Source organism: Pedobacter sp. Leaf170 (genome assembly GCF_920984665.1).
Classification (GTDB): domain Bacteria; phylum Bacteroidota; class Bacteroidia; order Sphingobacteriales; family Sphingobacteriaceae; genus Pedobacter.
In genome coordinates, this window is the sequence record NZ_CAKLBP010000003.1 from 106,014 (window position 1) to 132,626 (window position 26,613).

Annotated in this window: 27 protein-coding genes; 11 read left to right on the top strand and 16 right to left on the bottom strand. The window is 33.9% G+C overall.

Features of this window, described 5'->3' with window-relative positions; translation table 11 throughout:
• Positions 1–150: 150 nt before the first annotated feature.
• Together LUA90_RS09170 and LUA90_RS09175 are read left to right on the top strand one after the other, a co-directional pair.
• Entirely contained in the window at positions 151–1,536 is a 1,386-nt protein-coding gene (locus tag LUA90_RS09170) for a nucleoside permease (protein ID WP_231490981.1), read from the top strand.
• Positions 1,537–1,558: 22 nt separating this feature from the next.
• The gene (locus tag LUA90_RS09175; RefSeq protein WP_231490751.1) at positions 1,559–2,683 is read left to right on the top strand and encodes a DUF3667 domain-containing protein; all 1,125 of its coding nucleotides are present in this window, start codon (positions 1,559–1,561) and stop codon (positions 2,681–2,683) included.
• Positions 2,684–2,750: 67 nt separating this feature from the next.
• On the opposite strand, the gene LUA90_RS09180 is transcribed toward LUA90_RS09175, so the two are convergent.
• From LUA90_RS09180 to LUA90_RS09215, 8 genes are all read right to left on the bottom strand, one after another.
• Positions 2,751–4,040: a citrate synthase gene (locus LUA90_RS09180; RefSeq protein WP_231490752.1), complete on the bottom strand. Its 1,290-nt coding sequence runs from the start codon at positions 4,038–4,040 to the stop codon at positions 2,751–2,753.
• A gap of 132 nt (positions 4,041–4,172) precedes the next feature.
• Positions 4,173–4,703, bottom strand: a complete 531-nt coding sequence (locus LUA90_RS09185; protein WP_231459457.1) for a DUF3347 domain-containing protein — start codon at positions 4,701–4,703, stop codon at positions 4,173–4,175.
• A gap of 96 nt (positions 4,704–4,799) precedes the next feature.
• Positions 4,800–5,342, bottom strand: a complete 543-nt coding sequence (locus LUA90_RS09190) for a hypothetical protein (protein WP_231459456.1) — start codon at positions 5,340–5,342, stop codon at positions 4,800–4,802.
• A 144-nt stretch (positions 5,343–5,486) separates the two neighbouring features.
• Positions 5,487–6,008 carry a hypothetical protein gene (locus tag LUA90_RS09195; protein WP_231459455.1) on the bottom strand — a complete coding sequence of 174 codons (522 nt, stop codon included), beginning with the start codon at positions 6,006–6,008 and terminating at the stop codon, positions 5,487–5,489.
• Positions 6,009–6,126: 118 nt separating this feature from the next.
• Complete coding sequence (miaA, locus tag LUA90_RS09200; RefSeq protein WP_231490753.1) at positions 6,127–7,056, bottom strand: tRNA (adenosine(37)-N6)-dimethylallyltransferase MiaA; 930 nt, start codon at positions 7,054–7,056, stop codon at positions 6,127–6,129.
• A 1-nt stretch (position 7,057) separates the two neighbouring features.
• Positions 7,058–7,861 carry a hypothetical protein gene (locus LUA90_RS09205; protein WP_231490754.1) on the bottom strand — a complete coding sequence of 268 codons (804 nt, stop codon included), beginning with the start codon at positions 7,859–7,861 and terminating at the stop codon, positions 7,058–7,060.
• Between the two features lie 74 nt (positions 7,862–7,935).
• Positions 7,936–8,298, bottom strand: a complete 363-nt coding sequence (locus LUA90_RS09210) for a hypothetical protein (RefSeq protein ID WP_231459452.1) — start codon at positions 8,296–8,298, stop codon at positions 7,936–7,938.
• A 56-nt stretch (positions 8,299–8,354) separates the two neighbouring features.
• On the bottom strand, positions 8,355–9,437 hold the full coding sequence (locus LUA90_RS09215) for an MBL fold metallo-hydrolase (RefSeq protein ID WP_231490755.1): 1,083 nt from the start codon (positions 9,435–9,437) through the stop codon (positions 8,355–8,357).
• 262 nt (positions 9,438–9,699) lie between these two features.
• Here LUA90_RS09215 and LUA90_RS09220 point away from each other — a divergent pair, with 262 nt between their 5' ends.
• A complete protein-coding gene (locus tag LUA90_RS09220) occupies positions 9,700–10,710 on the top strand; it encodes a LacI family DNA-binding transcriptional regulator (protein WP_231459450.1) in 1,011 nt (336 codons plus the stop codon).
• Positions 10,711–10,734: 24 nt separating this feature from the next.
• On the opposite strand, the gene LUA90_RS09225 is transcribed toward LUA90_RS09220, so the two are convergent.
• Both LUA90_RS09225 and LUA90_RS09230 read right to left on the bottom strand, forming a co-directional pair.
• Complete coding sequence (locus LUA90_RS09225; RefSeq protein ID WP_231459449.1) at positions 10,735–11,082, bottom strand: Dabb family protein; 348 nt, start codon at positions 11,080–11,082, stop codon at positions 10,735–10,737.
• 62 nt (positions 11,083–11,144) lie between these two features.
• Positions 11,145–12,446: a DEAD/DEAH box helicase gene (locus LUA90_RS09230; RefSeq protein WP_231490756.1), complete on the bottom strand. Its 1,302-nt coding sequence runs from the start codon at positions 12,444–12,446 to the stop codon at positions 11,145–11,147.
• A gap of 739 nt (positions 12,447–13,185) precedes the next feature.
• On the opposite strand from LUA90_RS09230, the gene LUA90_RS09235 reads away from it, so the two are divergent.
• Positions 13,186–14,211, top strand: a complete 1,026-nt coding sequence (locus LUA90_RS09235; protein ID WP_231490757.1) for an LD-carboxypeptidase — start codon at positions 13,186–13,188, stop codon at positions 14,209–14,211.
• A gap of 58 nt (positions 14,212–14,269) precedes the next feature.
• Here LUA90_RS09235 and LUA90_RS09240 read toward each other — a convergent pair whose 3' ends face one another.
• Positions 14,270–15,586, bottom strand: a complete 1,317-nt coding sequence (locus LUA90_RS09240) for a nicotinamide mononucleotide adenylyltransferase (RefSeq protein ID WP_231490758.1) — start codon at positions 15,584–15,586, stop codon at positions 14,270–14,272.
• A 196-nt stretch (positions 15,587–15,782) separates the two neighbouring features.
• Entirely contained in the window at positions 15,783–16,217 is a 435-nt protein-coding gene (locus tag LUA90_RS09245) for an Hsp20/alpha crystallin family protein (protein WP_231490759.1), read from the bottom strand.
• Between the two features lie 67 nt (positions 16,218–16,284).
• On the opposite strand from LUA90_RS09245, the gene LUA90_RS09250 reads away from it, so the two are divergent.
• Positions 16,285–16,770 (top strand): thioesterase family protein, encoded by a 486-nt coding sequence (locus tag LUA90_RS09250; protein ID WP_231459444.1) that lies wholly within the window; start codon positions 16,285–16,287, stop codon positions 16,768–16,770.
• Positions 16,771–17,102: 332 nt separating this feature from the next.
• Here the strand turns inward: LUA90_RS09250 and LUA90_RS09255 are convergent, their stop codons facing one another.
• Together LUA90_RS09255 and folB are read right to left on the bottom strand one after the other, a co-directional pair.
• Positions 17,103–18,512 carry an FAD-binding oxidoreductase gene (locus LUA90_RS09255; RefSeq protein WP_231459443.1) on the bottom strand — a complete coding sequence of 470 codons (1,410 nt, stop codon included), beginning with the start codon at positions 18,510–18,512 and terminating at the stop codon, positions 17,103–17,105.
• Positions 18,513–18,514: 2 nt separating this feature from the next.
• A complete protein-coding gene (folB, locus tag LUA90_RS09260; protein WP_231459442.1) occupies positions 18,515–18,883 on the bottom strand; it encodes a dihydroneopterin aldolase in 369 nt (122 codons plus the stop codon).
• Positions 18,884–18,994: 111 nt separating this feature from the next.
• Between folB and LUA90_RS09265 the strand changes: the two genes are divergently transcribed.
• The 3 genes from LUA90_RS09265 to LUA90_RS09275 are packed head-to-tail and all read left to right on the top strand — an operon-like array spanning position 18,995 to position 20,873.
• Entirely contained in the window at positions 18,995–20,185 is a 1,191-nt protein-coding gene (locus LUA90_RS09265) for an acyl-CoA dehydrogenase family protein (RefSeq protein WP_231459441.1), read from the top strand.
• A 45-nt stretch (positions 20,186–20,230) separates the two neighbouring features.
• Positions 20,231–20,611, top strand: coding sequence for an SRPBCC domain-containing protein (locus tag LUA90_RS09270; protein ID WP_231459440.1), 381 nt, complete (start codon positions 20,231–20,233; stop codon positions 20,609–20,611).
• Positions 20,612–20,660: 49 nt separating this feature from the next.
• Entirely contained in the window at positions 20,661–20,873 is a 213-nt protein-coding gene (locus tag LUA90_RS09275; protein ID WP_231459439.1) for a hypothetical protein, read from the top strand.
• Positions 20,874–20,940: 67 nt separating this feature from the next.
• Here the strand turns inward: LUA90_RS09275 and lysA are convergent, their stop codons facing one another.
• Together lysA and LUA90_RS09285 are read right to left on the bottom strand one after the other, a co-directional pair.
• The gene (lysA, locus tag LUA90_RS09280) at positions 20,941–22,113 is read right to left on the bottom strand and encodes a diaminopimelate decarboxylase (RefSeq protein WP_231459438.1); all 1,173 of its coding nucleotides are present in this window, start codon (positions 22,111–22,113) and stop codon (positions 20,941–20,943) included.
• Positions 22,114–22,431: 318 nt separating this feature from the next.
• Complete coding sequence (locus LUA90_RS09285) at positions 22,432–23,745, bottom strand: aspartate kinase (protein WP_231459437.1); 1,314 nt, start codon at positions 23,743–23,745, stop codon at positions 22,432–22,434.
• A 259-nt stretch (positions 23,746–24,004) separates the two neighbouring features.
• Between LUA90_RS09285 and LUA90_RS09290 the strand changes: the two genes are divergently transcribed.
• The 3 genes from LUA90_RS09290 to LUA90_RS09300 all read left to right on the top strand — a co-directional run bounded on the left by LUA90_RS09290 (position 24,005) and on the right by LUA90_RS09300 (position 26,442).
• The gene (locus tag LUA90_RS09290; protein WP_231459436.1) at positions 24,005–25,741 is read left to right on the top strand and encodes a phospho-sugar mutase; all 1,737 of its coding nucleotides are present in this window, start codon (positions 24,005–24,007) and stop codon (positions 25,739–25,741) included.
• A gap of 123 nt (positions 25,742–25,864) precedes the next feature.
• Positions 25,865–26,077 carry a hypothetical protein gene (locus LUA90_RS09295; RefSeq protein WP_231459435.1) on the top strand — a complete coding sequence of 71 codons (213 nt, stop codon included), beginning with the start codon at positions 25,865–25,867 and terminating at the stop codon, positions 26,075–26,077.
• The gene (locus LUA90_RS09300) at positions 26,074–26,442 is read left to right on the top strand and encodes a type II toxin-antitoxin system VapC family toxin (RefSeq protein ID WP_231459434.1); all 369 of its coding nucleotides are present in this window, start codon (positions 26,074–26,076) and stop codon (positions 26,440–26,442) included. Before LUA90_RS09295 ends, LUA90_RS09300 begins: the two co-directional genes overlap by 4 nt.
• The last annotated feature ends 171 nt before the right edge of the window (positions 26,443–26,613 follow it).

Consider the following 26,613-nt stretch of genomic DNA (forward strand, 5'->3'; position numbering starts at 1 on the left):
ATGTATTTTATTTACAATAATTTATACAATAACTATTAAAATCAAAATGAACCCAGATTATTCAAAATAATTTGGGTTCATTTTTTAATTATATTTTAAAATAGTTCTATATTCAGCCTTTACTTTCAAAATCAAACACAACAAAATATGATGAATGTTAAGTTTCGCTTAACGCTGATGAGCTTTATGCAGTTTTTTGTTTGGGGCGCCTGGCTTATCACAATTGCAAATTATTGGTTTGGCACAAAACAATGGGATGGTACGCAATTCGGGGCAATATTTGCAACCATGGGATTTGCTTCTTTATTTATGCCAACATTAACCGGAATTATAGCCGATAAATGGGTTAACGCTGAAGTTTTGTATGGCATTTTACATATGCTATATGCTGCCGTTTTATTTTACTTGCCACAAGTAGAAAGTCCGAATGCATTTTTTTGGACCATATTAGTTGCCATGTGCTTTTATATGCCAACAATTTCTTTAAGTAACTCTATTTCTTACACCACACTAAAGGCCAGAAATCTGGATGTTGTGAAAGACTTCCCTCCTATACGTGTTTGGGGAACAGTGGGTTTTATCGCCGCCATGTGGATTACAAATCTTTCTGGCAATAAAGCTAGTGCTTATCAGTTTTACATAGCCGGAACAGGTGCGCTATTGTTGGGTGTATATGCATTTACTTTACCAAAATGCAAACCTACTAAATTGATATCAGAAGAAGCTTCTCTAATGCATACCTTAGGTTTAGAGGCATTTAAGCTTTTTGCGAATTACAAAATGGCTTTATTCTTTATCTTCTCGATGTTTTTAGGTGGAGCCTTGCAACTAACCAACGCTTATGGTGATGTTTTCTTAGATGAATTTAAAAACTTCCCAAAATATGCCGATTCATTTGTTGTGAAATATTCAACAATAATTATGTCTATATCTCAGGTTTCAGAAACGTTGTTTATCCTTGCAATACCATTTTTCCTTAAACGGTTCGGTATAAAAAAAGTGATGATTATCGCTATGCTAGCCTGGGTTTTCCGTTTTGGTTTATTCGCTTACGGAAATCCATCAGAAAATTTATGGATGATTGTTCTATCGTGTATTGTATATGGAATGGCTTTCGATTTCTTCAACATTTCAGGTTCATTATTTGTAGAAACCTCAACTACTGCTAAAACAAGATCTTCCGCTCAAGGTATGTTTATGATGATGACAAATGGTTTCGGAGCTGTGTTCGGAAGTTTAGTTTCTGGTTGGATGATAGATAAATACTTCACGAAATCTTTCACAAATGTACAGTCTACAGCAGAATTTGTAGGTTCAGAATCAACGAATAGCCACCTTTTATCGTTTGTAAAAAGTCAGGGCGTTAGCATTTTAAATAACGGAGCATTTGATAAAACCATTCACATGAAAGACTGGCATAGCATATGGCTTTCATTTACCATCTATGCCTTAATCATTACCGTATTATTTGCCATTTTATTTAAGCATAAGCATACCCGAGCTGAAGAAAAAGCTATTGAAGCCATAACACACTAAATTTTTATTACGCAATCTCCTTATGTCAGCAGGTAAATACAGAAAAGAACATAATTGCTTAAACTGTGGTTCTCATGTAGAAAGCCATTATTGCAGCAGTTGTGGTCAGCCTAACTTAGAATTAAAAGAAAGCTTTTGGGGCTTTATTAGCCATAGTATTGCCCATTATTTTCATTTCGATAATAAGTTTTTTCAAACATTAACACCACTTCTAACTAAACCCGGACAAGTTACACTTGATTATTTAGCAGGTAAAAGAGCTAGATATATCAACCCGGTAAGTATGTACATTTTTGTATCTATCGTTTACTTTTTAATCGCGTATTCGCCTGAGCACAAGACTAATACAAATGAGCATGAAAATAAAGCTCCAACGAAATCAGAAACTAAGAAAGTACTTGATAGTGCCGATAAGGAACTGACCAAAATTGGTTTAAAAAACACAAGTCCCGCACTTTTTAATCATGCTAAAAAACAGATTTTAGAAGAAATTGACAAGGAAGCTTTTAAAAAACTTAGCTTAAATGAACAAAACATTAAACTAGCGGAACTTAGGAAACAGAATAAGGCTAACAAAACAGATTCATTAACCAATATTATTAAGCAATATAATGCGATTAATATTAAACGCAATGATTCAACTTATGCGGCTTACTTATCCCGACAAAAAAGCCTGAGCTCGGAAGAGCAGGATAATTGGATTGAAAAGCTAAGTAAAAAACGTGCTATTACTTTAGGGCAAAATGCTGAGGTTATTCAAGAAACTCTGGAGCATAACAGGCCAAAGCAATACTTTCTGCTAATGCCCTTGCTTGCACTATTTATCATGTGGAATTTTAGAAAAAACCATATCTATTACCTCGACCATTTGATATTTACCATACATGGGATGACCGCTTATTTCATTGTATCAATTTTGACAAAACCTTTTATTAAGTATGTTTTTGGGGAAGATTCTTTGATGGCTAATATAATTGGTTTGGGGATTTTTGCATGGATTTGCTGGTATATGTTTAATGCGTTAAAAATATTCTATCAACGTAAAAAAGTAATCGGCAAAATGATAACGATTTTTATTCTGTATGCTATTGCATTTAAAATTACAGAAATGGTAATGCTCAACTTAATCTATTACGTAGCAACATAACCATCAAAATTATAGCATAAAAAAAACCAGGTTTTTTCAAACCTGGTTTTTTTTATGCTATTTATATTTACTTTCTATCTTTAATGCCAACGAAAGCTCTGTCCGTTTCACCTACGTAAATTTGACGCGGACGACCAATTGGCTCTTTATTTTCATGCATTTCTTTCCATTGAGCAATCCATCCTGGTAAACGCCCTAAAGCAAATAGTACCGTAAACATTTCTGATGGAAAGCCTAATGCTCTGTAAATAATACCTGAGTAAAAATCTACGTTTGGATATAATTTTCTGTCGATAAAATATTGATCAGTTAATGCAGCTTCTTCTAATTTTTTAGCGATTTCTAAAATCGGATCATCAATACCTAGATTTTCTAAAATATCATCACATGCTTTTTTAATGATTTTAGCACGCGGATCGAAATTTTTGTAAACTCTATGACCAAATCCCATCATCCGGAAAGGATCATTTTTATCTTTAGCCTTTGCAATCCATTTTTCAGTATCACCACCATCAGCTTTGATAAGTTCGAGCATATCAATTACCGCCTGGTTTGCACCACCATGTAGTGGACCCCACAATGCAGCTATACCTGCAGCTATAGATGCATATAAATTACAATCAGATGAACCAACAATACGAACAGTTGATGCTGAACAATTCTGCTCATGGTCTGCATGTAAAATTAACAATTTATTCATTGCACTAACCACAATCGGGTTTACATCGTAATCTTCTGTACGCTGACCAAAAGTCATCCAAAGGAAATTGGTCACGTAATCATATTTATTTTTAGGGTAAATAAGTGGATGTCCTAATGACTTTTTGTAAATGAACGATACAATTGTTGGTAATTTAGCCAATAACTTAATAATGGTTAAATTTTGCTCTTCAGCTGTTTGATTTGGCTTTAAACACTCAGGATAAAATGTTGATAAAGAGAAGATTAAAGAACCTAACTGACCCATTGGGTGAGATTTTGACGGATAGCCATCAAAAAATTTCTTCATGTCTTCATGAATCAATGTATGCTTACTAATTTCTCCTTGAAAATCATCAAGTTGCGCTTGAGTTGGTAATTCACCGTACACAATTAAATAAGAAACCTCTAAGAAACTAGCTTTCTCAGCAAGCTCTTCAATTGAGTAACCTCTATATTTTAGGATACCTTTTTCACCATCTAAAAAAGTTACTTTACTTTTTGTAGAGCCGGTATTTTTAAAACCTGTATCTAAAGTTACAAAACCGGTTAAATCCCTTAGCTTAGAAATATCAATCGCCTTTTCGTCTTCCGTTCCTGTAATTACCGGTAATTCAATTGTCTTACCATCAACTTTAATCTCTGCAATATCTGACATATTATTGTGTTGTGTTTATAGCTTCTAATTTATATAAAAATTAATATACATGCATAGCAAATCTGTTAAATTAATATGAATTATTAATCAAAATGACGTAACAATCATGATTATATAACAGTCATTAATGCATTATATTCCTTTGATTTCATCTGTTACTCTGCCGCATTCGAGCATTTCGTTACCATAATACGGGTTCTTAATTTCTTTTTCTGTTGATAACCAATCGCCACCATCGCCTTTGTTTGCCATTGGGCAGTGCTGCACATAAATTTTACCGCTTTTTATTGGAGTAGATTTTATGAAAGCAATTAAATCCATACTTAATGCAGTAAAATCTTTACGTTGCACAACAAGATTTTTTGTTTCAGCAATTTTTTTGGCAATGCTTGCGGTAGTTTCGCAACCCTCATAAGCGGCTAAACTTTTTTCTAATTCAACAGCTGATTTCTGGGCTTCAGCAGCATCTGATTTTACAAAGGCATCTTTTAGCTGAACATAATGAGCAAATATTTTTGCTTTTTTTTCATCTTCAATAACAACGCTTGTTGAAGTTCCTGAAGATTTAGCTATTGTAGAATCTGCTTTTTCATCAGATTTTTTCTCTGCTTGATTGCAGGCCATGAGAACTGTTAATATCGCTATTCCGAATATTTTTTTCATTGTATTTGGTTTTCGGCTCAAAATAGCAATTAAAATATTAAAATGACAAAAAAAGCCCCCGAAAATTTCGGAGGCTTCAATTATATGATGTTTCGATTATAATTTAAAATTGTAACCAATTCTTAAAGCGTACTGACCAGTTTTCATGAAGTATAAATCAGAATCGCTATTGTTTACGTAACCTTCATATTTTACGCCAACTTCTAATCCATTATTCCATTCGTAACCTAAACCACCGGTGTAAATAAAATTCATATTTGCACCATCTTTTAATGCTAAACCTGTACCAAGGCCACCTGTTAAGAACATTCTGTCTACAACAAATGCTTTAACACCACCCATTAATGGAATGAATTCGAAATTTAAAGGGCTTCCTTTCCATTTAAGTTTTGTATAACCTGCAGAAGCTGTAATTGCAACATCTTTAGTTAAATCATATTGTAATCTTAAATCAGCACCGTATCCATAATCCATTTCAGATTTATCAGGAAATAATCCACCTTGTACGCCTACACCCACTTTAAATGCCATACCATTATTAGTTGTCATTGTTGTAGTTGATGTTTGCGCCTTTAAGCTACCAGTAGTAAAAATTGCAATTGCTGCTGCTGTTGCAAAAAATTTAGTAAGTGTTTTCATGTTAATTTTTTTAAGTTATTTAATTAAGGGTTTAGTTTACTTACGAAAAATAACATGAAACAGATTTAATATATTTTATTGAAATTCTTGAAATAAAAAAAGCCCCTGATTATCAGAGGCTTTATGTGTGAATAAAATTATTTACTATAGGGAGAAACCATAAGCTAAACGTAAACCAACGTAACCTGTGTTGTTACTGTTTCTTGATAAACCTTCGTATTTAACACCAAGGTCTAAACCGTTGCTCCATGAATAACCTAAAGCTGGTGAATAAACAAATGATGTTCCACTACCTTCTTTTGTGCCAAAACCAGCACCTAATTCAGCTAAACCATAAACACCTGAACCAGATTCATTGAAGAAATACTTTGCACCAACTTTAACCGGTATATACCCAAAACTTGGAAAATCTACACCTGTGTTACCGATTTCTTTTCCGCTGAAATGTGTATAACCTGCTGTAACTGGAATTGATAATTGTTTATCTACGTTAAATTGGTATCTTAAATCAGCACCTAATGCAACACTATATGCATCACTAGTTGGTACACCAGCAATAATACCAACACCTAAATTTCTTGGTGTTGTTTGTGCATTAACGTTTGTAGAGACAAATAACGCTACAGCAGCTGCTGAAGTAGCGAGAATTTTAGTAATTGTTTTCATTATGAGTTATTTATTTTGGGTAATCAATATATAGCTACACTGTTTACAAACCCTATGCCAAAATAATGGAATAATGCCATTTAAATGCACTAGAACGTCATATTTAACTCATAATAGCCTATTTTATTTTTTTTAAAACCATTTCTAAAATGCTTTGTTTTAAGTGGTTGCTTCCGAGTTTTGCATCAAGCCAAATAATAGGAATTCCGTCCTTTTCCATCTTTCTGAAAAATGTATTTTGTCGCTTGGCAAATTGACAAATGGCTATTTCAAGCTTCAGTTTTAATTCGTCAAGATTTAACTCGCCATTTAAATACATCACAATAAATTTATATTCCAATCCATAAAAAATCAAAATATCTTTACTTACGCCGCTCTTAATAAGCTCCTCTACCTCATCTATCATTCCATTTTGTAAGCGAATATCTAAACGCTTTAAAATATTTGTGCGGGTTATTTCAACTTCGTTCTTCAACCCAAAAACTAAGGGTTTAAATTTTGGATAATCTATTTGCTCTAAAGTATTATGTTTCAAATATTCTCCAATTTCAATAGCCCGAATTAATCGTTTTTTAGATGATTTATCCACATGGCTGATATGCGCATCATCGTAATTTTCAAGTTTTAAAACTAAATCTTCTTTGCTATAATCTTCCAGCTTATCCCTCAAGGTTAAATCTTTAGGCACTGCAGTAAAAGGCTGGTTTTGCAGTATAGAATGAATGTACATTCCGGTACCGCCGCAAAGAATTGGTATTTTTTTCGCTGCAGTTATTTCTTCAAAGGCTTGATAAAAATCCTTTTTAAACGCATCAACGTGATACCGCTCTCCGGGTTCCAAAATATCTATTAAATGGTAAGGAACTTTTTTTCCGTTGATAAAATATTCCGACAAATCTTTTCCCGTACCGATATCCATACGCTTAAAAATCTGTCTGCTATCTGCACTAATGATTTCGCCGTTCAAAGCATCAGCTACCTGCACAGCAAGTTTTGTTTTGCCAGATGCCGTAGCACCCAAAATAACAATTAGTGGGTTTTCATCCATTTTAAAATTTTAAAATAAACTTAATACTACCAGTATTAAAAACGGTAGCCTTATTATTTTGAACAACAGCTTTTGATAAACTTCGAGATAAATTTGTATCAAGTTCAAAAGTTTGGGCGTTGGTGTAAGAAATTTGTTCGAAACCTAATTTTAAATATGAAGCACCTGCCGACCAATCTCTATCGGCATAGCTCATTATATCATCTGGATTAAGATTTTTGCGGGTATATACCAATAACTTTGATAAGCCACCACTAACTGAAAAGCCAGCTTTTACCGCAAACCTTATTAGCTCTATTGATTTATAGTTCTCAGTATGGTTCATTTTTCTTAATGCAGAAAATGTGGCAACGGCTACAAGTTCATCAGCAAAAAAGAGACCAAATTTATGTCGACTGATAACAGCGCCCTGAAGATGATTTTCATTTAAAAATGCGTCTGCCGTAGGTTTATCGATTTTTAAGACCCTGGTTTTTCTGCCATGGATTCTCGAATTTTTTCCTGCTAGAGATTTTATACGCTCTAAAACCAAAAGTGGCTTATTTCTGAAAACATCCTCCCAAAGATGGATAAGACTTAAGCCACGACTGTAAAATGATTGCTGAATATTTATAAGCGTTTGCGGAATATGTTTGGAATCTATGTTAATTAAATTTAAAACAACAGCGCTATCCATAACATAGATTAAGGTATAACCTTCTTCATTTATGGTTTCAAATTTAAAACCAGCTGCGTTTAATGCAGAAAGGAGATCATCGACCCATTTAAGATTATTTAATGGAAGCGTTTTGCTTATGATATCCAATTATAATGTTATTTATTTGTAAGCAATATTTTAATTATTGCTTACAAATTTACCTTTTGGAATTGAAATAGGTGTTAAACCCACTCCTTTTCTTTAAAGTGGACGTTTATAATTTCGACCAAAGTATCTATTTCTTTAAGCTTTTCATTATCCAAACTATTAACTTTTAAACCTACTTTCTCAGAATCAAATTTAATTATATTCGGATTTGAAGGTTCAAACTCTTGTGTATTTACCTTCACTTCTACTTCAGATCCATTTATATAAACCCCTGCAAAAAAGCGTTCTGTAATTTTTTCGCCGTCAACTTCAATATTTTTTTCGCTGTATAAGTCATATCCCGTTTCCGAATTTTCGTGAACGGTATAACCCAAGGCTGCGAAAGGTTGTAAACTTGCTCTAATGGTCTGAAAAATTTCTACAAGGTCGGTTTTCATAATCTGCTATTTTTGAAATAAACAACATCAAACCGCTATTGTTTAAATTTTATATATTACCACCATTTATCATTTGTATGGGAGATGCCTACAGTTACCGTTTCACCCAACTTTGGCGTTATTAATGGAAATTGCTTTTCTGTAGCCGCAATTGTAACTCTTTCCACCGGCTCATTCCACGGATGCATAGCTAAACTAAATTTGCCCCAATGTACCGGCAATAAAACCTTTGCGTTCAAATCTATAGCCGCCTGCACGGTTTGCTCTGGATACATGTGTATGTATGGCCAAAGTTCGTTGTATTGACCACATTCCAGCAGCGCTATATCAAATGGACCAAATTCATCTCCAATAGTTTTGAAATGTGTATCGTAGCCAGAATCTCCTCCTAAAAACATTTTCGCAGCGCTAGATTTTAATACAAATGCAGACCATAATGTTTGGTTTCGCTTAAACTTTCTACCCGTAAAGTGCCTTGCCGGAACCGCAGTAAATGTCAAACTATCAAATATGTTAACAGATTGATTCCAAGCTAACTCTTTGATTTTATTGGTGGAAACACCCCATCTTTCTAAATGAGCGCCCACACCCAAGGAAGTTATAATAATCTTAGCATTTGGTGCTATTTTCAAAATGCTTTGATAATCCAAATGGTCGTAATGATCGTGAGTGATTAATAAAACATCAATATCCTTAAAATCATCAGCCTTTATAAAATCTGTTCCTTTAAAAGCTTTGCTTCCAATAAAAGAAAATGGCGATGGCGTTGAACTAAAAATTGGATCGACTAAAATACGAAGACCATCAACTTTTATCAGATAAGATGAATGCCCGAACCAAATAATTTCTGGTAGCGAACTTTTCTGAGCCTCTTTAATGGCTGGATGTAAAAAAGGCAGGGCATGGGAAGGAGTTTTATTTGGTTGTTTTGACAATAAAAATTTACGTAAAACTTCAAAAAAACTAACCCCTTCGGGTTGCATTAAGGTTACTGATAGATTTTGTATAGCTCCATCTTTATAATTTGATAAGTGATGAATTTTTTCAAGTCTTTCGCCTTTTGGCAAACGGCCGAATACAGGGAGGTTAATTACAACTAAAAAGATTATTATAAAAACAAATACCGAAGCGATTATCATAAAAATAAATAAAAGGCAAAAGTATATTATTTTAGGTGCAAAAAAACTTGACGATAAATCCTGGAATCGGTGAGAGATTTGTATTAAATTGATTTAAATATAAATTTCTCAACAAAAAGGTTCATTCTACGTCAAATAAGCGTTGTTCTGACATTAAATTAATTTTAATATTGTGTAAAGAATTGCAATACAAAACCGCTATTACGAGTATTTATTTTGTAATATTACATCGTAAAGATATTTCATATAGCTTATAAACTAGATGCAATCGAAACCAACTACCATAAAGGAAATCGCAAAAATTTTAAATATTTCGCCCTCAAGTGTGTCTAGGGGCTTGCATGATCACCCCAGTATTGGAGCCGTTACCAGAGAAAAAATTAAAGAACTTGCAAAATCATTAAATTACGAACCAAATAATGCGGCAATTCTTTTTCAAAAGGGCAAAACCTACACAATAGGCGTAATTTTACCAGAACTGGCTGAGCATTTTTTTTCTACTGCAATTTCGGCTATTGAAGATGAAGCCTTAAAAAGAAATTACACGGTTATTTTCGCTCAATCTCATGATGATTTTGAGAAAGAAGTAAAGTTGGTTGATAAAATGAAAAATCAACGGGTTGATGGTTTGCTGGTTTCCATTACAAAAGATACCTCAACATTTGAGCATTTCGAAAAGCTAAAAAGCTTCAATATTCCTGTTGTATTTTTCGATCGCATTCCTCCGGTAAAAAATGTACATTATGTTGCCTGTACTTTAGAAAATGCAACAATTAAGGCTGTAAATTACTTACTAAAAAAAGGACACAGAACTATTGGAATGATTAATGGTCCATCTACTTTATTTGCTAGTGGCGAACGTAAAGATGGTTATATGCAGGCCATTAATTTTAACCGACTTAAATTCGATCCAACCTTAGTTACCAATTGCGACCTTACAGAAGAAGGTACAATAGAAGCCACAAATCAACTTATTAATCACAAAAGAAAACCATCTGCAATTGTTGCCTTTAACGATTATGTGGCGCTATTTGTTATAAAATACCTGAAAAAGCAAAACCTGGCTGATAAAATCGATATTGTGAGTTATGCCAACTTACCCTTAATGGATTATTTAGATTATTCGCCAATTGCTTCTGTAGAACAATACCCATACTTGCAAGGGCAAAAGGCAGCAAATATCTTACTCGATTTGATTAACAATCCAAATACTGAAAACCAGGCATTTTACAATACCCTTGTCGAATCAGAATTAGTTGTTAATGAGAAGTAATGGCTAAAGCATTTAAATTTTAGCTTATCCGTAATTTGCAGATACAATTGTATCATGCACCACCACTCTATACCAGTTTTTAGAAAACTTTTCTACAGCATCTAAATGGGTTTTATCTTCCTGATAAGCGTTATGATCTTCGATGTTATCAAAAGTTATGGTTAAGGAATAAGTAAAAGAGTTATCCGTAACAGGTCTTATTGGTGTATTTGCAGCCAAACCGTAATTTAATGTCTTAATATATTTTATAGGTTTTAAACTCTCGAAAAAATTTGTAAAATCTAATATTTCCGCTTTTGTTAATTGTGGCTTTAACCAAAACATCACAAAATGCTGAATCTGTCCTTTGGTAGCGTAACTATTTTCAGTCATAATTTTTAATAATTAGATATTTAAATATAACGGTTAAATACTGTGAATATTAACAATGCGTATTAAGATAAACCTTTTTTGTTTTTATAGGTCATTTTAGCTTTTGTACCTGCGCTGTAATTGTAATTTTTAACGTTACTCGCTTTCTTATCGTGGAAAGCAGCGCCTCTTTCCAGATTATCTTCCTCTTCATCCTTTTTCTTTTTCTTCGGCTTTGCGGTAGATGCATCCACAATTTTCAAATCTTCAGGTAATTCAATAACTTCCATTCGTTCACCAATAGCTTGTTCAATCTTCTTAACCTCAATTAACTCAATATCAGTAGAAAAAGTTATGGCTACCACTTCATCATCGCCTTGCTTCACAATACGCTTTATTAACGTTTCTTTTTGCTCGGGTAATTCAAAATGTAAAATAAAAGGTATTCCCTGTATGTCTAAATCGCCTAAGTTTTCATTCGCCACAATCAAAACTCGGGCATCCGGATTGGCTTTAAAATCATCAATATCATCAAATCCTTCATCATCAAAAAACAATGAGCGATAAATGCTAATTTCTCCCGGTTTCGGATTGTTCAAATTTTTATAAACCGTTTGGGCAGTTAGCCTAGTATTTACGAAAACAATAACTTTATCAAAAAACTCAGCATCGTTTAACAATAAAGTTAAAAGATTTAGTTTAGTTCTAAAATTTGGAACCTGGTAAAGCATCTGCGGATAAACTTCTGCCTGTTTCTCTCCTATTTCATCTACCTCAATGGTTGTGGTAGAATCTTTCATAAATGGAGAAATCATGTGGTTTAATTTCTCATGTAAAACTTCTGTAAATACAACATGTTGAGATTTATATGCGCTATTTGCAAGTTCTACAACTGGCAATTGTAAACCTTTTTTAACAATAAGCTCAGCATTATCCACTATAAAAAGCTGAATTTTATTGGTGTTTAATGCAAGTTTTAAGTACAAAGCCCGAGCTCTATCAGGCACAGCAACAATAATATCGCAACCATCGGTAATCTCATTCATCTGCGTTTCTACAACACCACGGCTATCTATACCTAAAATTCTGAATGTATTATTTCTATTTAATAATTTAAATTGCTCCAAAACGTGGTCTACATGCTCTGCATCAGGCACCAAAATTAATGCTCTTGGTGCTTCTTCAAAAGCATATTTCAATTTCATTAAAGTTGCTAAAACATAAGTAGTTGTTTTTCCGGCGCCTTCTGGTCCTACTGCTATAACATCTTGTCCACCCAAAATCCGCGACATGGTTTTTAACTGGATTTCTTTTGGTGTTAAAAATCCTGCATCCGTCATGGCTGCAACTAATGGTTTACTAAGTTTTAATTTATCTAATGACACGCTTATCGTTTTTGTATTGAATTGCAAATATCCTTAAAATAATTAGCTTTTAAGAACTTGATTAAAAGGTTTGGAAACGAGCGCCGCTTATTCTTAGATACTTCAGCCCTGCTATCCATTATTTTCGATGAAAAATCGAAACCATTTCTATCAGGTTTATTGAACAAAATACTGTGCTTAAATAAAAATAACAGAGCATCCGAAGTAATTAAATAACTGAAATAAAGCCTCTTAAAAAATAAATACAAATATTATCTACTATATCTATAGAAATTATATACAATTTAATATATTTGCTTGCAGTTAATGATTTATAAACTTGGCCAGCTGACTAAAAGTAAGTTCAGAATTTGACAAAATTTGCCTAATGGTTCGATTCCATTAATGGCAATTAAGTTTTTTATAAATGCAATAACCTGATTCTGTTCAATCGGGTAAGATTTGGTTATCTTATATTTGTTTTGTTGTTAGCAAAGGCTACCCGCGATGGGTAGCCTTTAATTTTTGAATATTATTCCAAACCATCAAAATAGCTAAATATATTTAAGCTTATGTACATTTATTTAAAAATCTCAAAACATTTTTATTCATTCTTGGTTATCTATACAATTCACATTATACTAATCTTTTACAGATTAATTTGTTTGGTTTAAAAAGGGATTTATGGATATAAATCCCTTTTCTTTTATGCGCTATTTTTAAATCATATATTCGCTAAAAACAAACCAATCTTTTTTAAATGAACAGAAAACACTTCCTTTCTTCAATTATTGCAAGCACAACATTGCTTCCTGCATTAAAAAGTTTGGCAAAATCAACAGAAAATGAAGGTTCATCATTTAAAATACCTCCATATTTAAAGCCTGGCGATATAATCGGAATAACAAGTCCGGCTGGCTACATCACCTTAGAGCAAATTCAACCATCTGTTTTACAAATACAAAATTGGGGTTTTAACATTAAAATTGGCGATACCATTGGTAAGCGTGATTTTACTTACGGCGGAACAGATGATGAAAGACTTAAAGATTTTCAACAAATGTTGGATGATCCGAAAGTTAATGCTATCATGTGTGCCAGAGGTGGCTATGGTTTTGTGAGAATTATCGACAAGCTTGACTTTGCAGCATTTAGAAAAAATCCTAAGTGGATTATTGGTTTTAGTGACATTACAGTTCTTCATTGTCACTTAGCTAAAAATTATGGAATCGCTTCCATTCATTCAAAAATGTGTAATAGCTTTCCTGATGATTGGTCAAAAGCTGAACCTATTCAAGTAGAAACCATTTTATCAGTCAAAAATGCCTTAGTTGGACAACAATTAAATTACAGTGCTTTAGCAAACCTTAACAACAAATTAGGAAGAGCTGAAGGTATTTTAGTTGGCGGAAATTTAAGCATTATAGAAACCCTGGCAGGAAGCGATTCAGATTTAGATACTAAAGGCAAAATTCTTTTTATAGAAGATACAGGAGAATATCTTTACAGTATCGACAGAATGTTGTGGAATTTAAAGCGTAGCGGTAAGTTAAAAAATTTAAAGGGGTTAATTATTGGTGGCTTTAAAGTTAAACCTGATGATATTGGCGAAGAGTTCGGCAAAACCATTTACGAAATTGTGCTGGAAAAAGTTAGGGAATACAACTACCCTATCGCCTTTGACTTTCCTGTCGGCCATCAGCGAAATAATTTCGCCTTAAAGTGTGGTGCTCATCATATTTTAGAAGTATTACAAACCGGGAGCACCCTAAAAAGCATGAGTTAGTTTGTGTAAGTGTAAGTATGTTTTAGAGAAGATTTACCCGATTAGTAAATGTAAAACATTAAACCGTTTTCACTTCGTCATCTTCGTAATCTTCAATATCGGTAATGTAACCGTTTATTAATAGAAAATCGAATAAAGGCTTGGCCTCTGCAGTAACCGGCATGTTAGCAGTTGTGATAACCTGATTGGTTTTTTTATCTAAAAACGGATAGGCAAATAATCTCACATTTGTATTAAACATATCGTTAACATAGCTTAGCAGCTGCCCTGAATAGTTTTCGCCTTTAAAGTTGGTAGAATTAAACACGAATTTCAGGTTATTAATGTTGGTAGCTAAACCTACACTTTTTGGCTTACACCTTGCCAAATATTTAGCCAGGCGATTGTGACGGGTAAAGTTTGATACCACTACAATATTTCCGGTATCGCACATTTCCTGGGCACGTTTTGCAACAGTTTCTAAATCAATATCATCTGGCGTTTCCTGGTCGTCGGTTAAAACGTTGGTTAATAAAACTTCTATCATAACGGCCAGATTTCCTTCTTCAACCTGATTTGTTCTTTTAAACTGATCTGTAGCTTTGTTAAACAAATTAAAGTTTGGTAATGATTTCTGACCATATTTGGTTCTTAAAATCATAATGTCTTTTTTGTATAACAAATCTTTTGCCTGGCGTGGATGAGCATCTGCATCGAAAATTGCAGCGGCAGAAAAATCTTTCATAATCATATAAAGATTTAAAAGAATGTTATCAACTTCTGGAAACACTGGTCCTTTAACAGAAATCAGGTCAATTTCAACTGAACCTATTGTTAAATTATCGGCCAATGATTCGACCATAATTTTAGGTTCATGGCAATGGTAAAAAGCCGCGTAAACCAGATTTACACCAATAATACCCAAAACACGCTGTTGCATGTTTACATCCGTATCAAGCAACCTAACATGGAAAAATATTTCATTTGGTAAACTTCCTGGTTCATCCTGGAATCGAATCCCAATCCAACCATGAGGCTCATTTGTACGTTTGTAATTTAAGGTGGTAACAGTATCGGCGAAGGCGAAAAATGTTCTGCTTTCATACTTCTCACCAGATAACCTTTCATTTAGCAAGCCAAATTCATGGTCGAGCATTTGGATAAGGCGGTTTTGAGAAACATACCTGCCGTTTGATTCTGCTCCGTAAATAGCATCACTAAAAGTCATATCATAGGCCGACATTGTTTTAGCAACCGTTCCAGAAGCTGCACCTGCATTAAAAAAATTTCTAGAAACTTCTTGTCCAGCTCCTATTTCGGCAAAAGTACCGTAAATTCTAGGGTCTAAATTTATTTTTAATGCTTTACGTTTAGTATCCAGTATTTCTCTTACCATGCCGCAAAAGTACAAAAATGGTTTATTAGTTCAATTGGAAATTAGTTCAATTGGAATTTGTTAATTTTCTAACACCATTAACGAAGGCAAATTAACCAATATCCTAAAAACAAAATAAGGTTAGCACTATCCAATGCTAACCTTATAAAACCTAAACTTAAACTATTATGAAAATCCTCTTTCGAGAAACTCTTTATTACGATACTACGATTTCTTTATGTTGAGATTTTGTATCGTCTTTTTTGCCGATGGTGATATTTAGAATGCCGTCTTTATATTCAGCTGAAATTTTATCAGCATCAGCAGTTTCTGGTAAATTAAAAGACCTTGCAAATGAGCTGTAATCAAACTCTTTACGAGTAAAATCTTTTGCTATTTGAGTTTCATCTTTTTTTACTTCTGCCCAAACAGACAGTGTATCTTTTTTTAAGTTAATTTGAAAATCTTCTTTCTTTAATCCCGGAGCTGCTAATTCAATAACATAAGCGTTTTCATTTTCGTAAATATTTACGTTTGGCGATTTATCAACCATTTTGTTTTTAGTTACGGCATCGCTAAACAATGAATCGAAAACATTGTTAAAGTAAGGAGCTGTGTTGCGGGTTCTGTTGTTAAAATTTACAAGTGTCATATCTCTAATTTTTTATTTTTTAATTGATAAAAAGCATTATTCAACTTACATACCAAACCAAAAAATTATGATTTTTAAGACATTATGGCAAAATTTATCAAAATCTAAAGACAAATTGACAGAATCTAGAGTTTTTTCAGACGAATTCAACTATAAAACCAACATTCACACACGTTTTATTGATTTTGATATGATGGGTCATGTAAACAATTCTGTCTACTTCACATATTTAGAAATTGCAAGAACGAAATATTGGGAAGAAACCATAAAATGGGATTGGCAAAAGACCGGAATCGTAATTGCACATGCAGAGATTGATTACATTTTACCGATTGTTATGCAGGATAAAATTGCAGTTTATGTTAAAACATCAAGAATTGGAAGCACAAGTTTTGACCTGGATTATCAAATCGTAAAAATTAAAGGCGGCGAAGAGGTAATTTGCAGCAAAGGAAAAACGGTTTGTATAGCCATTGATTATGCATCAAAAAGACCAACAGAAATACCAGAAGCAGAAAAACAACGAATGTTGGGTTTTGAGCAATTGCAATAAATTTTATCTTTTTAAAAAAATTGAAGATTTAGAAAAGGAAATTTCTACAATTATTATCGTTAGTCGGGCTTTGCGCTAAATCTTTTAAAATACATCATAACGGCATGAACAAAGTTGCTACAATTTTAAAAGGATATCGCTTCAATCCCGTTTAGACGGCTGGGAAAATATAACTATTTGCAGTTGCAAGGCGTTTTACATAGTCCATTAATTTTAAACCCGACAAAAGCGGGCATCCCGATAGTTCATCGGGATAAAGCGAATGGCGGGACTAAAATTGCCACAAAGCACTGAATTTTCATTTCCAAAACCTTTTAATTATTTTTTATTCCCTATAATTTATCAGGCATAATTTTACCAGGATTTAGAATTCCATTCGGGTCGAATACCTGTTTAATACCACGCATCAGGTTTAAATGAATTTCTGAGTATTTAATTGGCATAAACTCTTTCTGAACCAGGCCAATTCCATGCTCACCCGATAAAGTTCCGCCCAAAGCGGTGGTAAGCTCAAAAATTTCGGCAATACCAAATTTAAGTTTGTTCTTCCAGTCTTCATCGCTCATTCCGGCTTTAATAATGTTTACGTGCAAATTTCCATCACCAGCATGCCCGTAACAAACACTTTCAAAACCATATTTAGCGCCAATTTCTTTGATACCATTTACCAATTTTGGCAAAGCTGCACGAGGCACAACGGTATCTTCTTCTTTGTAAACAGAGTTAGATTTTACCGATTCGGCCATTGTGCGGCGCATTCTCCAAAGCTCTTCTTTTTGCGTAGCTGTATCGGCAAACAAAACATCAGTACAATTATGTTCTTCTAAAACTATATTCGTTTTTTCACAATTTTTAAATATATCGTCCAAATCATCACCATCAAATTCAATCATCAGCAAGGCAGCAACATTATCTTTTAAATCGAATTTTATATCATCAAATTTAATAACCCACTCCACTCCTTTTCGCTCCATAAACTCCAGCGCTGATGGTGTAACACCTGCTCTAAAAATTGCGGAAACCGCAGCACATGCATCTTCGTTTGTAGCGAAAGAACCCATCATCAACACAGATTGTGATGGTTTGGGCAAAAGTTTGGTCACGATTTTTGTTACTACACCTAATGTCCCTTCAGAACCTATCATTAACTGCGTTAAATTATAGCCTGATGCATATTTTAGCGTGTTTGCACCGGTCCAAATGATATCGCCATTAGGCAAAACCACTTCTAGGTTCAAAATATATTCGCGGATTGTACCATACTTTACCACTCTCGGGCCACCAGAACCATGTGCAACGTTGCCCCCAATAAAACAAGAACCTTTACTACTCGGATCTACCGGATAGAGCAAACCTTTTTCTGCAACAGCGTTTATAAATTCTTCGGTAATTACACCTGGCTCAACCGTTGCCTGCAAATTTTCGGTATCAATATCTAAAATGGCTTTAAATTTTTCCATTGATAAAGAAACACCACCATAAATTGGTAAGGCAGCACCGCTTAAACCTGTACCACCACCGCGTGGCGTTACCGGAATATGGTGTTGGTTACAAATCTTAAGTAATTTCGAAATATCTTCTGCAGATGTTGGTTTTACAACAACCTCTGGCTGGTAACGCAAATCTTCTGTTTCATCGTGACTGTAATTATCTAAACTTTCCACATCCGTAAAAACCTTTTCAGTGCCGATAGCGGCCTTAATTTCTTCTAAAATTTCGGAATTAATTTTTGTAAAATTCATTTTTATTTGACTGAGGTATAAGATAATTTAACAAATGAATGCCCGATTTGCCCTGGCATTGGTGGATTTAACTTTTTAATGCTCACATTAACAGTTTCAACAAAGGGGTAAAGCTTAATTACTTTTGAAATAATGTTGTTTAAAACGGTTTCTAAAAGTTTTTGAGTTTTCTTCATTTCCTCGAGAATGATGGCATTTAAATCTTCGTAATTTACGGTTTGATTTAACTCATCATCAAAGCCCAACGGTAAAAATTCAGTTTCCAAATCGACAACAAAGTGATTGCCAATAAGTTGCTCTTCAGGATAAAAACCATGAAGTGCAAAACATTTTACATCTTTTAAGGCTACAGTTTGTTTAAAGTGATTCATTGAAGTTTTGTATGGCTCAAAAATAATTTTTATTCGCGAATATAATGCCCATTGCCGTAAATTGTTACCTTTGAAATGAACGCTTAAACCATAACCAAATTAGAATAAGCAATGAGCAAATCAGTGAAAAAAGACTTATACGAGGCCCCAGACTATTATTTGTTAGATGAATTGCTAACAGATGAGCATAAATTAATTCGTGCTACAGCAAGGGAATGGGTTAAAAAGGAAGTTACTCCAATTATTGAAGATTATGCGCAAAAAGCAGAATTTCCTAAACATTTAATTAAAGGATTGGCAGATATTGGAGCATTTGGCCCGACAATTCCGGTAGAATATGGTGGTGCTGGTTTAGATTATACTGCTTATGGCATTTTAATGCAGGAAATAGAAAGAGGCGATTCAGGAATTCGTTCAACAGCATCAGTACAAGGTTCCTTAGTTATGTATCCAATTTATGCATACGGTAGCGAGGAACAGCGTAAAAAATATTTACCAAAATTAGCGAGCGGAGAAATGATGGGCTGTTTTGGCTTAACTGAGCCAGATCATGGTTCTAATCCAGGTGGAATGGTGACTAATATAAAAGATGCAGGCTCACATTACATCTTAAATGGTGCTAAAATGTGGATTAGTAATGCGCCATTTGCAGATATCGCCGTAGTATGGGCCAAAGATGAAGCCGGTAAAATACGTGGTATGGTAGTAGAACGCGGCATGCAAGGTTTTTCTACTCCAGAAACGCATAATAAATGGAGCTTAAGGGCATCAGCAACTGGAGAATTGGTTTTTGATAATGTTCAAATCCCGAAAGAAAACGTTTTTCCAGAAATTAGTGGATTAAAAGGACCTTTAGGCTGCTTAAACCAAGCTCGTTATGGTATTGCCTGGGGTGCATTAGGTGCTGCAATGGATTGTTATGATACTGCACTTCGTTATTCAAAAGAGCGAATTCAATTTGGCAAACCAATTGGCGGTTTTCAATTGCAACAAAAAAAATTAGCAGAAATGGTTACCGAAATTACTAAAGGTCAGCTCCTGGTTTGGCGCTTGGGTGTTTTAAAAAGCGAAAACCGTGCAACTGCTGAGCAAATATCAATGGCAAAAAGAAACAGTGTAGAAATTGCATTGGATATTGCCAGAAATGCCCGCCAAATGTTAGGCGGAATGGGCATTACCGGCGAATATTCGATAATGCGCCACATGATGAACCTTGAATCGGTAGTTACCTACGAAGGCACGCATGACATACATTTGCTTATTACAGGCATGGATGTGACGGGATTGAATGCATTTAAGTAAGGAGCAGGAATTTAATAGATTTAAGGATTTTAAGATTAATAGTTGATGAGAGACTATAAAAAATACACATACATACCCGCAACACCAGAAGAAGTTTATTTAGCGCTTACAAAAGATATTAGCATTAAACTTTGGACTGGTGCTGAAGTGGAGTTTGAAGAAAAACCAGAAACAGAATTTTCTTATTGGGATGGTGATATTGTTGGAAAAAACTTAGCGTTTGAAACCAATAAAAAAATTGTTCAGCAATGGTATTTTGGTGAAGAAGGTGAACCTTCAATTGTTACGATTAAACTTCATGAGGATAAAAAAGGAACTTCGTTAGAGTTTAAACAAACCAATATACCTGACGAGGATTATAAAGACTTTACCGAAGGAATAGAAGAATATTTTATAGGAGGATTAGTGGATTTCTTTGAAGAATAAAACATAATTATGCTTACGGCTGTTTAAATTCAAATCAAAATTTAAAATTATGAATAAAACCGTTGGACTCGTACTAATAATTGTTGGAATTGTAATGCTGGTTTGGACAGGCTTTACTTACACTAAAAAGGAAAAAGTTGTTGATGCTGGTCCGATACAAATATCGGCTGATAAAGAAAAATCAGTAAACTGGCCGCCTTATGTTGGTGGCATTGTTTTAGTTGCTGGCGTGGTTGTTTTTGTAGCATCTAAAAGAAAATAGAAAATTTGTCATTCTGAGCTTGTCGAAGAACAATAAAGTACTTCGGCAAGCTCGATGTGACAAAGTTCTAAATCTCGTTACTGTAAACCGTTCTTATTGCGTCTCTCAAATTGTATTTTGATGCCATAACTTCTCCGTAAGCACCTGCGCTACGAATTGCAAAAACATCTCCTCTAAAAGATTCAGGTTGTTCTACTTCTTTGCCAAAGCAATCTGTACTTTCGCAAATCGGTCCAACAATATCATATTTAATAACTTCAGTAGTCTGACTTCCGTTTTCTGACTTCTTACTTAAATTTTCAATTTTATGGTAAGCCTGATATAATGCCGGACGCATCAATTCTGTCATGCCTGCATCCAATACTACAAAATTTTTCTTCTTGCCTTTTTTAATGTATAAAGCTCTGGTAATTAATGATGCAGATTGTCCAACCAAGGCTCTTCCTAATTCAAAATGAACCTCTTGGTTTGGTTTAATCTCTAAAAAATCTTTAAATATTTTAAAGTAAGATTTAAAGTCGGGTATTTGATTGTCTGGATTGTAATAATCGATACCTAAGCCACCACCAACATTTAAAATTTCAACAACGAATCCTTTTTCCTCAAACCATGTACAAAATTCATTAACACGAACGCAAAGATTTTTGTAAACATCTAAATTTGTAATTTGAGAACCAATGTGAAAATGTATGCCAATAAATTTAAGGCTTTTGGATGCCTTTAAAGTTTCGGCACATTCTGGTAAATCCCATGAATTGATGCCGAATTTATTTTCATCTAAACCTGTTGTAATGTTGTGGTGCGTGTGTGCATCAACATTTGGATTTATACGTATAGCAACTTGCGCAGTTTTACCTTTAGCCGAAGCCAATTCATTTAAAACTTCTAACTCCTGAATAGACTCTACATTAAAGCAGAAAATATCTAAATCCAGTGCTTCATTTATTTCTTTATCGGATTTACCTACTCCGGCAAAAACAATTTTCTTATTATCGAAACCAACTTCTACAGCTCTTCTTACCTCTCCGGCACTTACACAATCGGCACCAAAGCCTATGTTTTTAATTTGCTCCAGCAAAACTGAATTGAAGTTTGCTTTTAGTGCATAATGTATGTGAAACTGATATGGAGCTGCAGCTTCAGCACAAGTGCTTAAAGTTCTTTGCAGTAATTCTGTATCGTAATAATAGAATGGCGTTTCAATATTGTTAAACTTTGATATATCTTTATCGGCGAACATGTTCAAATTCCTTATTATAATTTTAATTTTATTCTTTGGGCTTATTTATTGGGGTAACTATCTCGACTTAAAGCATGGAAGAATTAACCAAAAACAATACAACGGTAAGATTCGATTTTTCATCGTTTTACTTCTTATCGTATTATTCCTCTTTTTTATCAGAAAATGAAGATAGTTGCAGCCATATTTATAGCTCTTATTATTTCTTTAGGATTATTTAATTCTTACAGGAAATACAAAAATGAATTATTACCAGCAAACTTTTTAGCTTTTCACATGATTTTGGGTTTGCTGATAATTATTGGATGTTTGTATCTCCTATTCGAATAACCTGTTGTGCAAACTTCTTAAAGCTTCCGTTTTATATTCACTTAAAATTAATAAAGAAACATTGTAATTGCTTCCGCCGTATGAAATCATACGGATTGGAATGTGTTTCAATCCCTCTAAAACTCTACTTGCAAAACCATGTTTTTCTGAGCCAAAATCTCCAACAACACATACGATACTGTGATCTGTATCAACTTCTACAGTTCCGAAGCTTTCTAATTCTTCAATAATTTTTGAAAGATTTCCGGTTTCATCAATAGTTAATGAAACAGCAACTTCTGAAGTGGTAATCATATCAATTGGTGTTTTATAACGCTCAAAAACTTCGAAAACACGACGTAAGAAACCATAAGCTAATAACATTCGGCTCGATTGAATGCGAATAGCCGTGATGCCATCCTTAGCCGCAATTGATTTAATTTTTCCTTTCTCGCTATCGTGTGTAATTAAAGTTCCAGAAGCACTTGGTTCCATAGTATTTAGCAAGCGAACAGGAATTTTGTATTTCTGCGCAGGAAAAACTGATTGTGGATGCAAAATTTTTGCTCCAAAATACGCCAACTCGGCAGCCTCATCAAAAGATAATTGAGCAATCGGCTTGGTTCCTTTAACAATACGAGGGTCGTTATTATGCATACCGTCTATATCCGTCCAGATTTGAACTTCCTCAGCAAGAATTGCAGCACCCAATAAAGATGCTGTATAATCACTTCCTCCGCGGCGTAAATTATCAACTTCACCAAAACTATTACGACAAATATATCCTTGTGTAATGAAGAGTTTATTGTTTTTATGTTCCTCCAACAAAGGCATTAAATGTTTCGTTGTAAAAGCAATGTCTGGTTCACTGTCTTCATCAGTTTTCATAAAATCTAACGCAGGTAGCAAAACTGAATCTACACCAATAGATTTTAAATAAATGTGATATAAAGTTGTAGATAATAACTCACCTTGTGCCAATACAACTTTTTCTTCAATTGGCGTAAAAATATCATTTGCCAGGCCGGCTAAGAAACCGAAATGATAATCAATCACTTCGTTTCCCTGATCTTGAAATTCTGCAGACGGCAATAATTCTACTACAAAGGTTTTATATTTTTGATATAAGTTTTCTATACACTCGCTACCCTTCTTCTTATCACCAGCTAAAAAATAATTTGCAATTTCTACTAAACTATTTGTTGTACCAGACACGGCTGATAATACTACAATCTGTTCTTCATTTGGATTAATAATATCCAATAACTTCGTCATGCGCTCAGGACTACCTACAGAAGTACCCCCAAATTTTAATATTTTCATCTAGTTAATAATTATTTTAGCTGTAATAAGAAGAACACAATTTCTATTGTGCCTACCAGAATATAAAAATGCAATTCAATCATTTTTAATACTGGATTTTCTTTATTATTGTATCGGGGCGTGAAATTAAGCAAAAGCTACTTAAAAGCAACAACCTCAACAAAATAAAATTTGGAACGGTTGAAAATATTTCAACAATACCAAACTTCATGAATTAAATTTTGTTCAACACCAGATATTAAATTAAAAATACAGCTCAATGCAATCAATTGACCAATCAACACAGGCCACAATTAATCAGTGGTTAAGTGGAAATTACGACGAAAAAACTAAGTCTGAAATCCAAGCGCTTGTAGATAAAGAAGCAACTACAGAACTTGTAGATTCATTTTATAAAAGTTTAGAGTTTGGTACTGGCGGTTTACGCGGTATAATGGGCGCCGGTTCTAACCGTATTAACAAATATACAATTGGAACGGCAACTCAAGGTTTAGCAAATTATCTGAATAATAAATATCCAGGTGAAAAAATCAGTGTTGCCATAGCTCACGATAGCAGAAACAATTCTGATTATTTCGCAAAAATTACCGCTGATGTTTTCTCGGCAAACGGTATTCATGTGTACTTTTTCGAAGCATTAAGACCAACCCCTGAGTTGTCTTTTGCTGTCCGTCATTTTGGCTGCAAAAGTGGAGTAATGTTAACGGCATCGCATAATCCAAAAGAATATAATGGTTATAAAGCCTATGGAGCCGATGGTGGTCAGTTTACATCACCAGATGATAAATTAGTGATTGATGAAGTAAACAAAATTCAAAGTATTGATGAAGTTAAGTTTAACAGAGTTGATGCAAACGTTGAATTAATCGGCGAGGCAGTTGATAAATTGTATTTAGATGGAATTACTGAACTTTCAATTTCTCCTGATGCGATTAAAAGACAGCACGATTTAAAAATTGTTTATTCACCAATTCATGGAACAGGCATAACTTTGGTACCAAAAGCGCTTGAGCAGTTTGGTTTTACTAATGTTACTGTTGTTGAAGAGCAAAGCAAACCTGATGGTAATTTCCCAACTGTTGTTTATCCAAATCCAGAAGAAAAAGATGCTTTAACTCTGGCTATGAATAAGGCTAAAGAAATTGATGCTGATTTGGTTTTAGCAACTGACCCAGATGCCGACCGTGTTGGTATTGCCGTTAAAGATAATAATGGCGAATGGGTATTGTTAAATGGTAACCAAACCGGAAGTTTACTAATTAACTACATTGTTTCAGCTTGGGAAGAAAAAGGAAAACTTACCGGAAAAGAATATGTGGTTTCTACAATTGTAACCACGAGTTTAATCAAAGCCATCTGTGATGCTAAAAACGTTGAATATTTTAACACCTTAACCGGTTTTAAATGGATTGGTCAAATTATAACTCAGCTACAAGGTGAAAAAACTTTTATAGCTGGTGGCGAGGAAAGTTATGGTTATTTGGTTGGCGAACTAGTTCGCGATAAAGATGCGGTTGTTTCAGCTGCTTTTATTTCTGAAATGACTGCCTACTACAAGGATAAAGGTGCGAGTTTGTATAATGCGCTTTTAGACATGTATGTTGATTATGGCTTATACAAAGAAGACTTAGTTTCTCTAACCAAAAAAGGCAAAACCGGAGCTGAAGAAATTAAGGCAATGATGGAGAAATTTAGAAATAATCCGCCAGCATCATTAGGCGGTTCTAAAGTTGCTATATTGAAAGATTACGAGTTAAGCCAGGAGACAGATTTAGCAACCGGAAAAGTTACCAAATTAGATTATCCGGCTTCTGACGTATTGCAATTTATTACAGAAGATGGAAGTATTGTTTCTGCCCGCCCGAGTGGTACAGAACCGAAAATTAAATTTTATTGCAGTGTAAATGCGCCATTGGCAGATAGAGCAGATTTTTCAAAAGTAAATGCAGCGTTAGGCGATAAAATTAATGCTGTAATGGCCGATCTGCAAGCGTAATTCACTTCACAATTAATGATGAAAATCCCTGATAATTATTTTTGTCAGGGATTTTTTTTTAAAAATTACTAGATATAATTTGAAAGATAAGATTTCTTATCTTTACACTAAGAAAATTAAACTATGATGGAGATAATTTTAAATGACGATATAGAGCAGGATAAAATTGATGCATTGTTACATTTTTTAAAGTCACGAAATATAAAGGCTGAATTAAGAACAACAAAGGCTAATGTAAAAAAACAACCATCAGATTTTTCTTTGTCAGAAGGAATTTGGAGTGATTACTCCATTTCACCAAATGAACTCAGGACTAAAGCCTGGAAGAAATCATGATTCTCTGCGATACAAATATCTTTATAGAAGTTTACAAAGGTAATTTAGATGTTATCAATACTTTTAAAAATATAGGCCAGAGTAATGTAGCCATTTCTGATGTTTCATGTGCAGAATTATTGTATGGAGCCAGAAACAAAAATGAACTGAAATTAATTAGGACAGATCTTGATAAATTGGTTGTATTGCCAATTTCGTCGACAATTTCTACTTATGCAGTCAATTTAGTCGAAGAATTTTCTTTATCTCACAACCTAAATTTACCAGATGCATTAATTGCATCAACAGCTATAATACATAATATTAAGCTTTATACATTAAATCTAAAAGATTTTAAATTTTTAAAAGATATTGAATTGTACTAAATAAAATTTCTAATAAAATCTACTTTCCAAAATTAGATTACAAATTAATCTCTATTGAAACTTACAGCATTGAATTAAAGAGCACATAGCAGATGCTTTCTAAATATTTTCTTTTTAAATCATGTTTTGTATTCATTGTCGTTGACTTTAATCAACGGTTAACAAAAGAAT

What these genes read in the sequence shown, in the direction of transcription:
- LUA90_RS09295 (WP_231459435.1), top strand. Translation starts at nt 25,865, where the DNA reads ATGATGGAGATAATTTTAAATGACGATATAGAGCAGGATAAAATTGAT.
- LUA90_RS09185 (WP_231459457.1), bottom strand. Translation starts at nt 4,703, where the DNA reads ATGAAAAAAATATTCGGAATAGCGATATTAACAGTTCTCATGGCCTGC.
- LUA90_RS09220 (WP_231459450.1), top strand. Translation starts at nt 9,700, where the DNA reads ATGCAATCGAAACCAACTACCATAAAGGAAATCGCAAAAATTTTAAAT.
- LUA90_RS09285 (WP_231459437.1), bottom strand. Translation starts at nt 23,745, where the DNA reads ATGAAAATATTAAAATTTGGGGGTACTTCTGTAGGTAGTCCTGAGCGC.
- LUA90_RS09235 (WP_231490757.1), top strand. Translation starts at nt 13,186, where the DNA reads ATGAACAGAAAACACTTCCTTTCTTCAATTATTGCAAGCACAACATTG.
- LUA90_RS09170 (WP_231490981.1), top strand. Translation starts at nt 151, where the DNA reads ATGAATGTTAAGTTTCGCTTAACGCTGATGAGCTTTATGCAGTTTTTT.
- LUA90_RS09175 (WP_231490751.1), top strand. Translation starts at nt 1,559, where the DNA reads ATGTCAGCAGGTAAATACAGAAAAGAACATAATTGCTTAAACTGTGGT.
- LUA90_RS09270 (WP_231459440.1), top strand. Translation starts at nt 20,231, where the DNA reads ATGAGAGACTATAAAAAATACACATACATACCCGCAACACCAGAAGAA.
- LUA90_RS09210 (WP_231459452.1), bottom strand. Translation starts at nt 8,298, where the DNA reads ATGAAAACCGACCTTGTAGAAATTTTTCAGACCATTAGAGCAAGTTTA.
- LUA90_RS09250 (WP_231459444.1), top strand. Translation starts at nt 16,285, where the DNA reads ATGATTTTTAAGACATTATGGCAAAATTTATCAAAATCTAAAGACAAA.
- LUA90_RS09275 (WP_231459439.1), top strand. Translation starts at nt 20,661, where the DNA reads ATGAATAAAACCGTTGGACTCGTACTAATAATTGTTGGAATTGTAATG.
- LUA90_RS09265 (WP_231459441.1), top strand. Translation starts at nt 18,995, where the DNA reads ATGAGCAAATCAGTGAAAAAAGACTTATACGAGGCCCCAGACTATTAT.
- LUA90_RS09255 (WP_231459443.1), bottom strand. Translation starts at nt 18,512, where the DNA reads ATGAATTTTACAAAAATTAATTCCGAAATTTTAGAAGAAATTAAGGCC.
- LUA90_RS09240 (WP_231490758.1), bottom strand. Translation starts at nt 15,586, where the DNA reads ATGGTAAGAGAAATACTGGATACTAAACGTAAAGCATTAAAAATAAAT.
- folB (WP_231459442.1), bottom strand. Translation starts at nt 18,883, where the DNA reads ATGAATCACTTTAAACAAACTGTAGCCTTAAAAGATGTAAAATGTTTT.
- LUA90_RS09190 (WP_231459456.1), bottom strand. Translation starts at nt 5,342, where the DNA reads ATGAAAACACTTACTAAATTTTTTGCAACAGCAGCAGCAATTGCAATT.
- LUA90_RS09300 (WP_231459434.1), top strand. Translation starts at nt 26,074, where the DNA reads ATGATTCTCTGCGATACAAATATCTTTATAGAAGTTTACAAAGGTAAT.
- LUA90_RS09245 (WP_231490759.1), bottom strand. Translation starts at nt 16,217, where the DNA reads ATGACACTTGTAAATTTTAACAACAGAACCCGCAACACAGCTCCTTAC.
- miaA (WP_231490753.1), bottom strand. Translation starts at nt 7,056, where the DNA reads ATGGATGAAAACCCACTAATTGTTATTTTGGGTGCTACGGCATCTGGC.
- LUA90_RS09215 (WP_231490755.1), bottom strand. Translation starts at nt 9,437, where the DNA reads ATGATAATCGCTTCGGTATTTGTTTTTATAATAATCTTTTTAGTTGTA.
- LUA90_RS09180 (WP_231490752.1), bottom strand. Translation starts at nt 4,040, where the DNA reads ATGTCAGATATTGCAGAGATTAAAGTTGATGGTAAGACAATTGAATTA.
- LUA90_RS09225 (WP_231459449.1), bottom strand. Translation starts at nt 11,082, where the DNA reads ATGACTGAAAATAGTTACGCTACCAAAGGACAGATTCAGCATTTTGTG.
- lysA (WP_231459438.1), bottom strand. Translation starts at nt 22,113, where the DNA reads ATGTTCGCCGATAAAGATATATCAAAGTTTAACAATATTGAAACGCCA.
- LUA90_RS09290 (WP_231459436.1), top strand. Translation starts at nt 24,005, where the DNA reads ATGCAATCAATTGACCAATCAACACAGGCCACAATTAATCAGTGGTTA.
- LUA90_RS09195 (WP_231459455.1), bottom strand. Translation starts at nt 6,008, where the DNA reads ATGAAAACAATTACTAAAATTCTCGCTACTTCAGCAGCTGCTGTAGCG.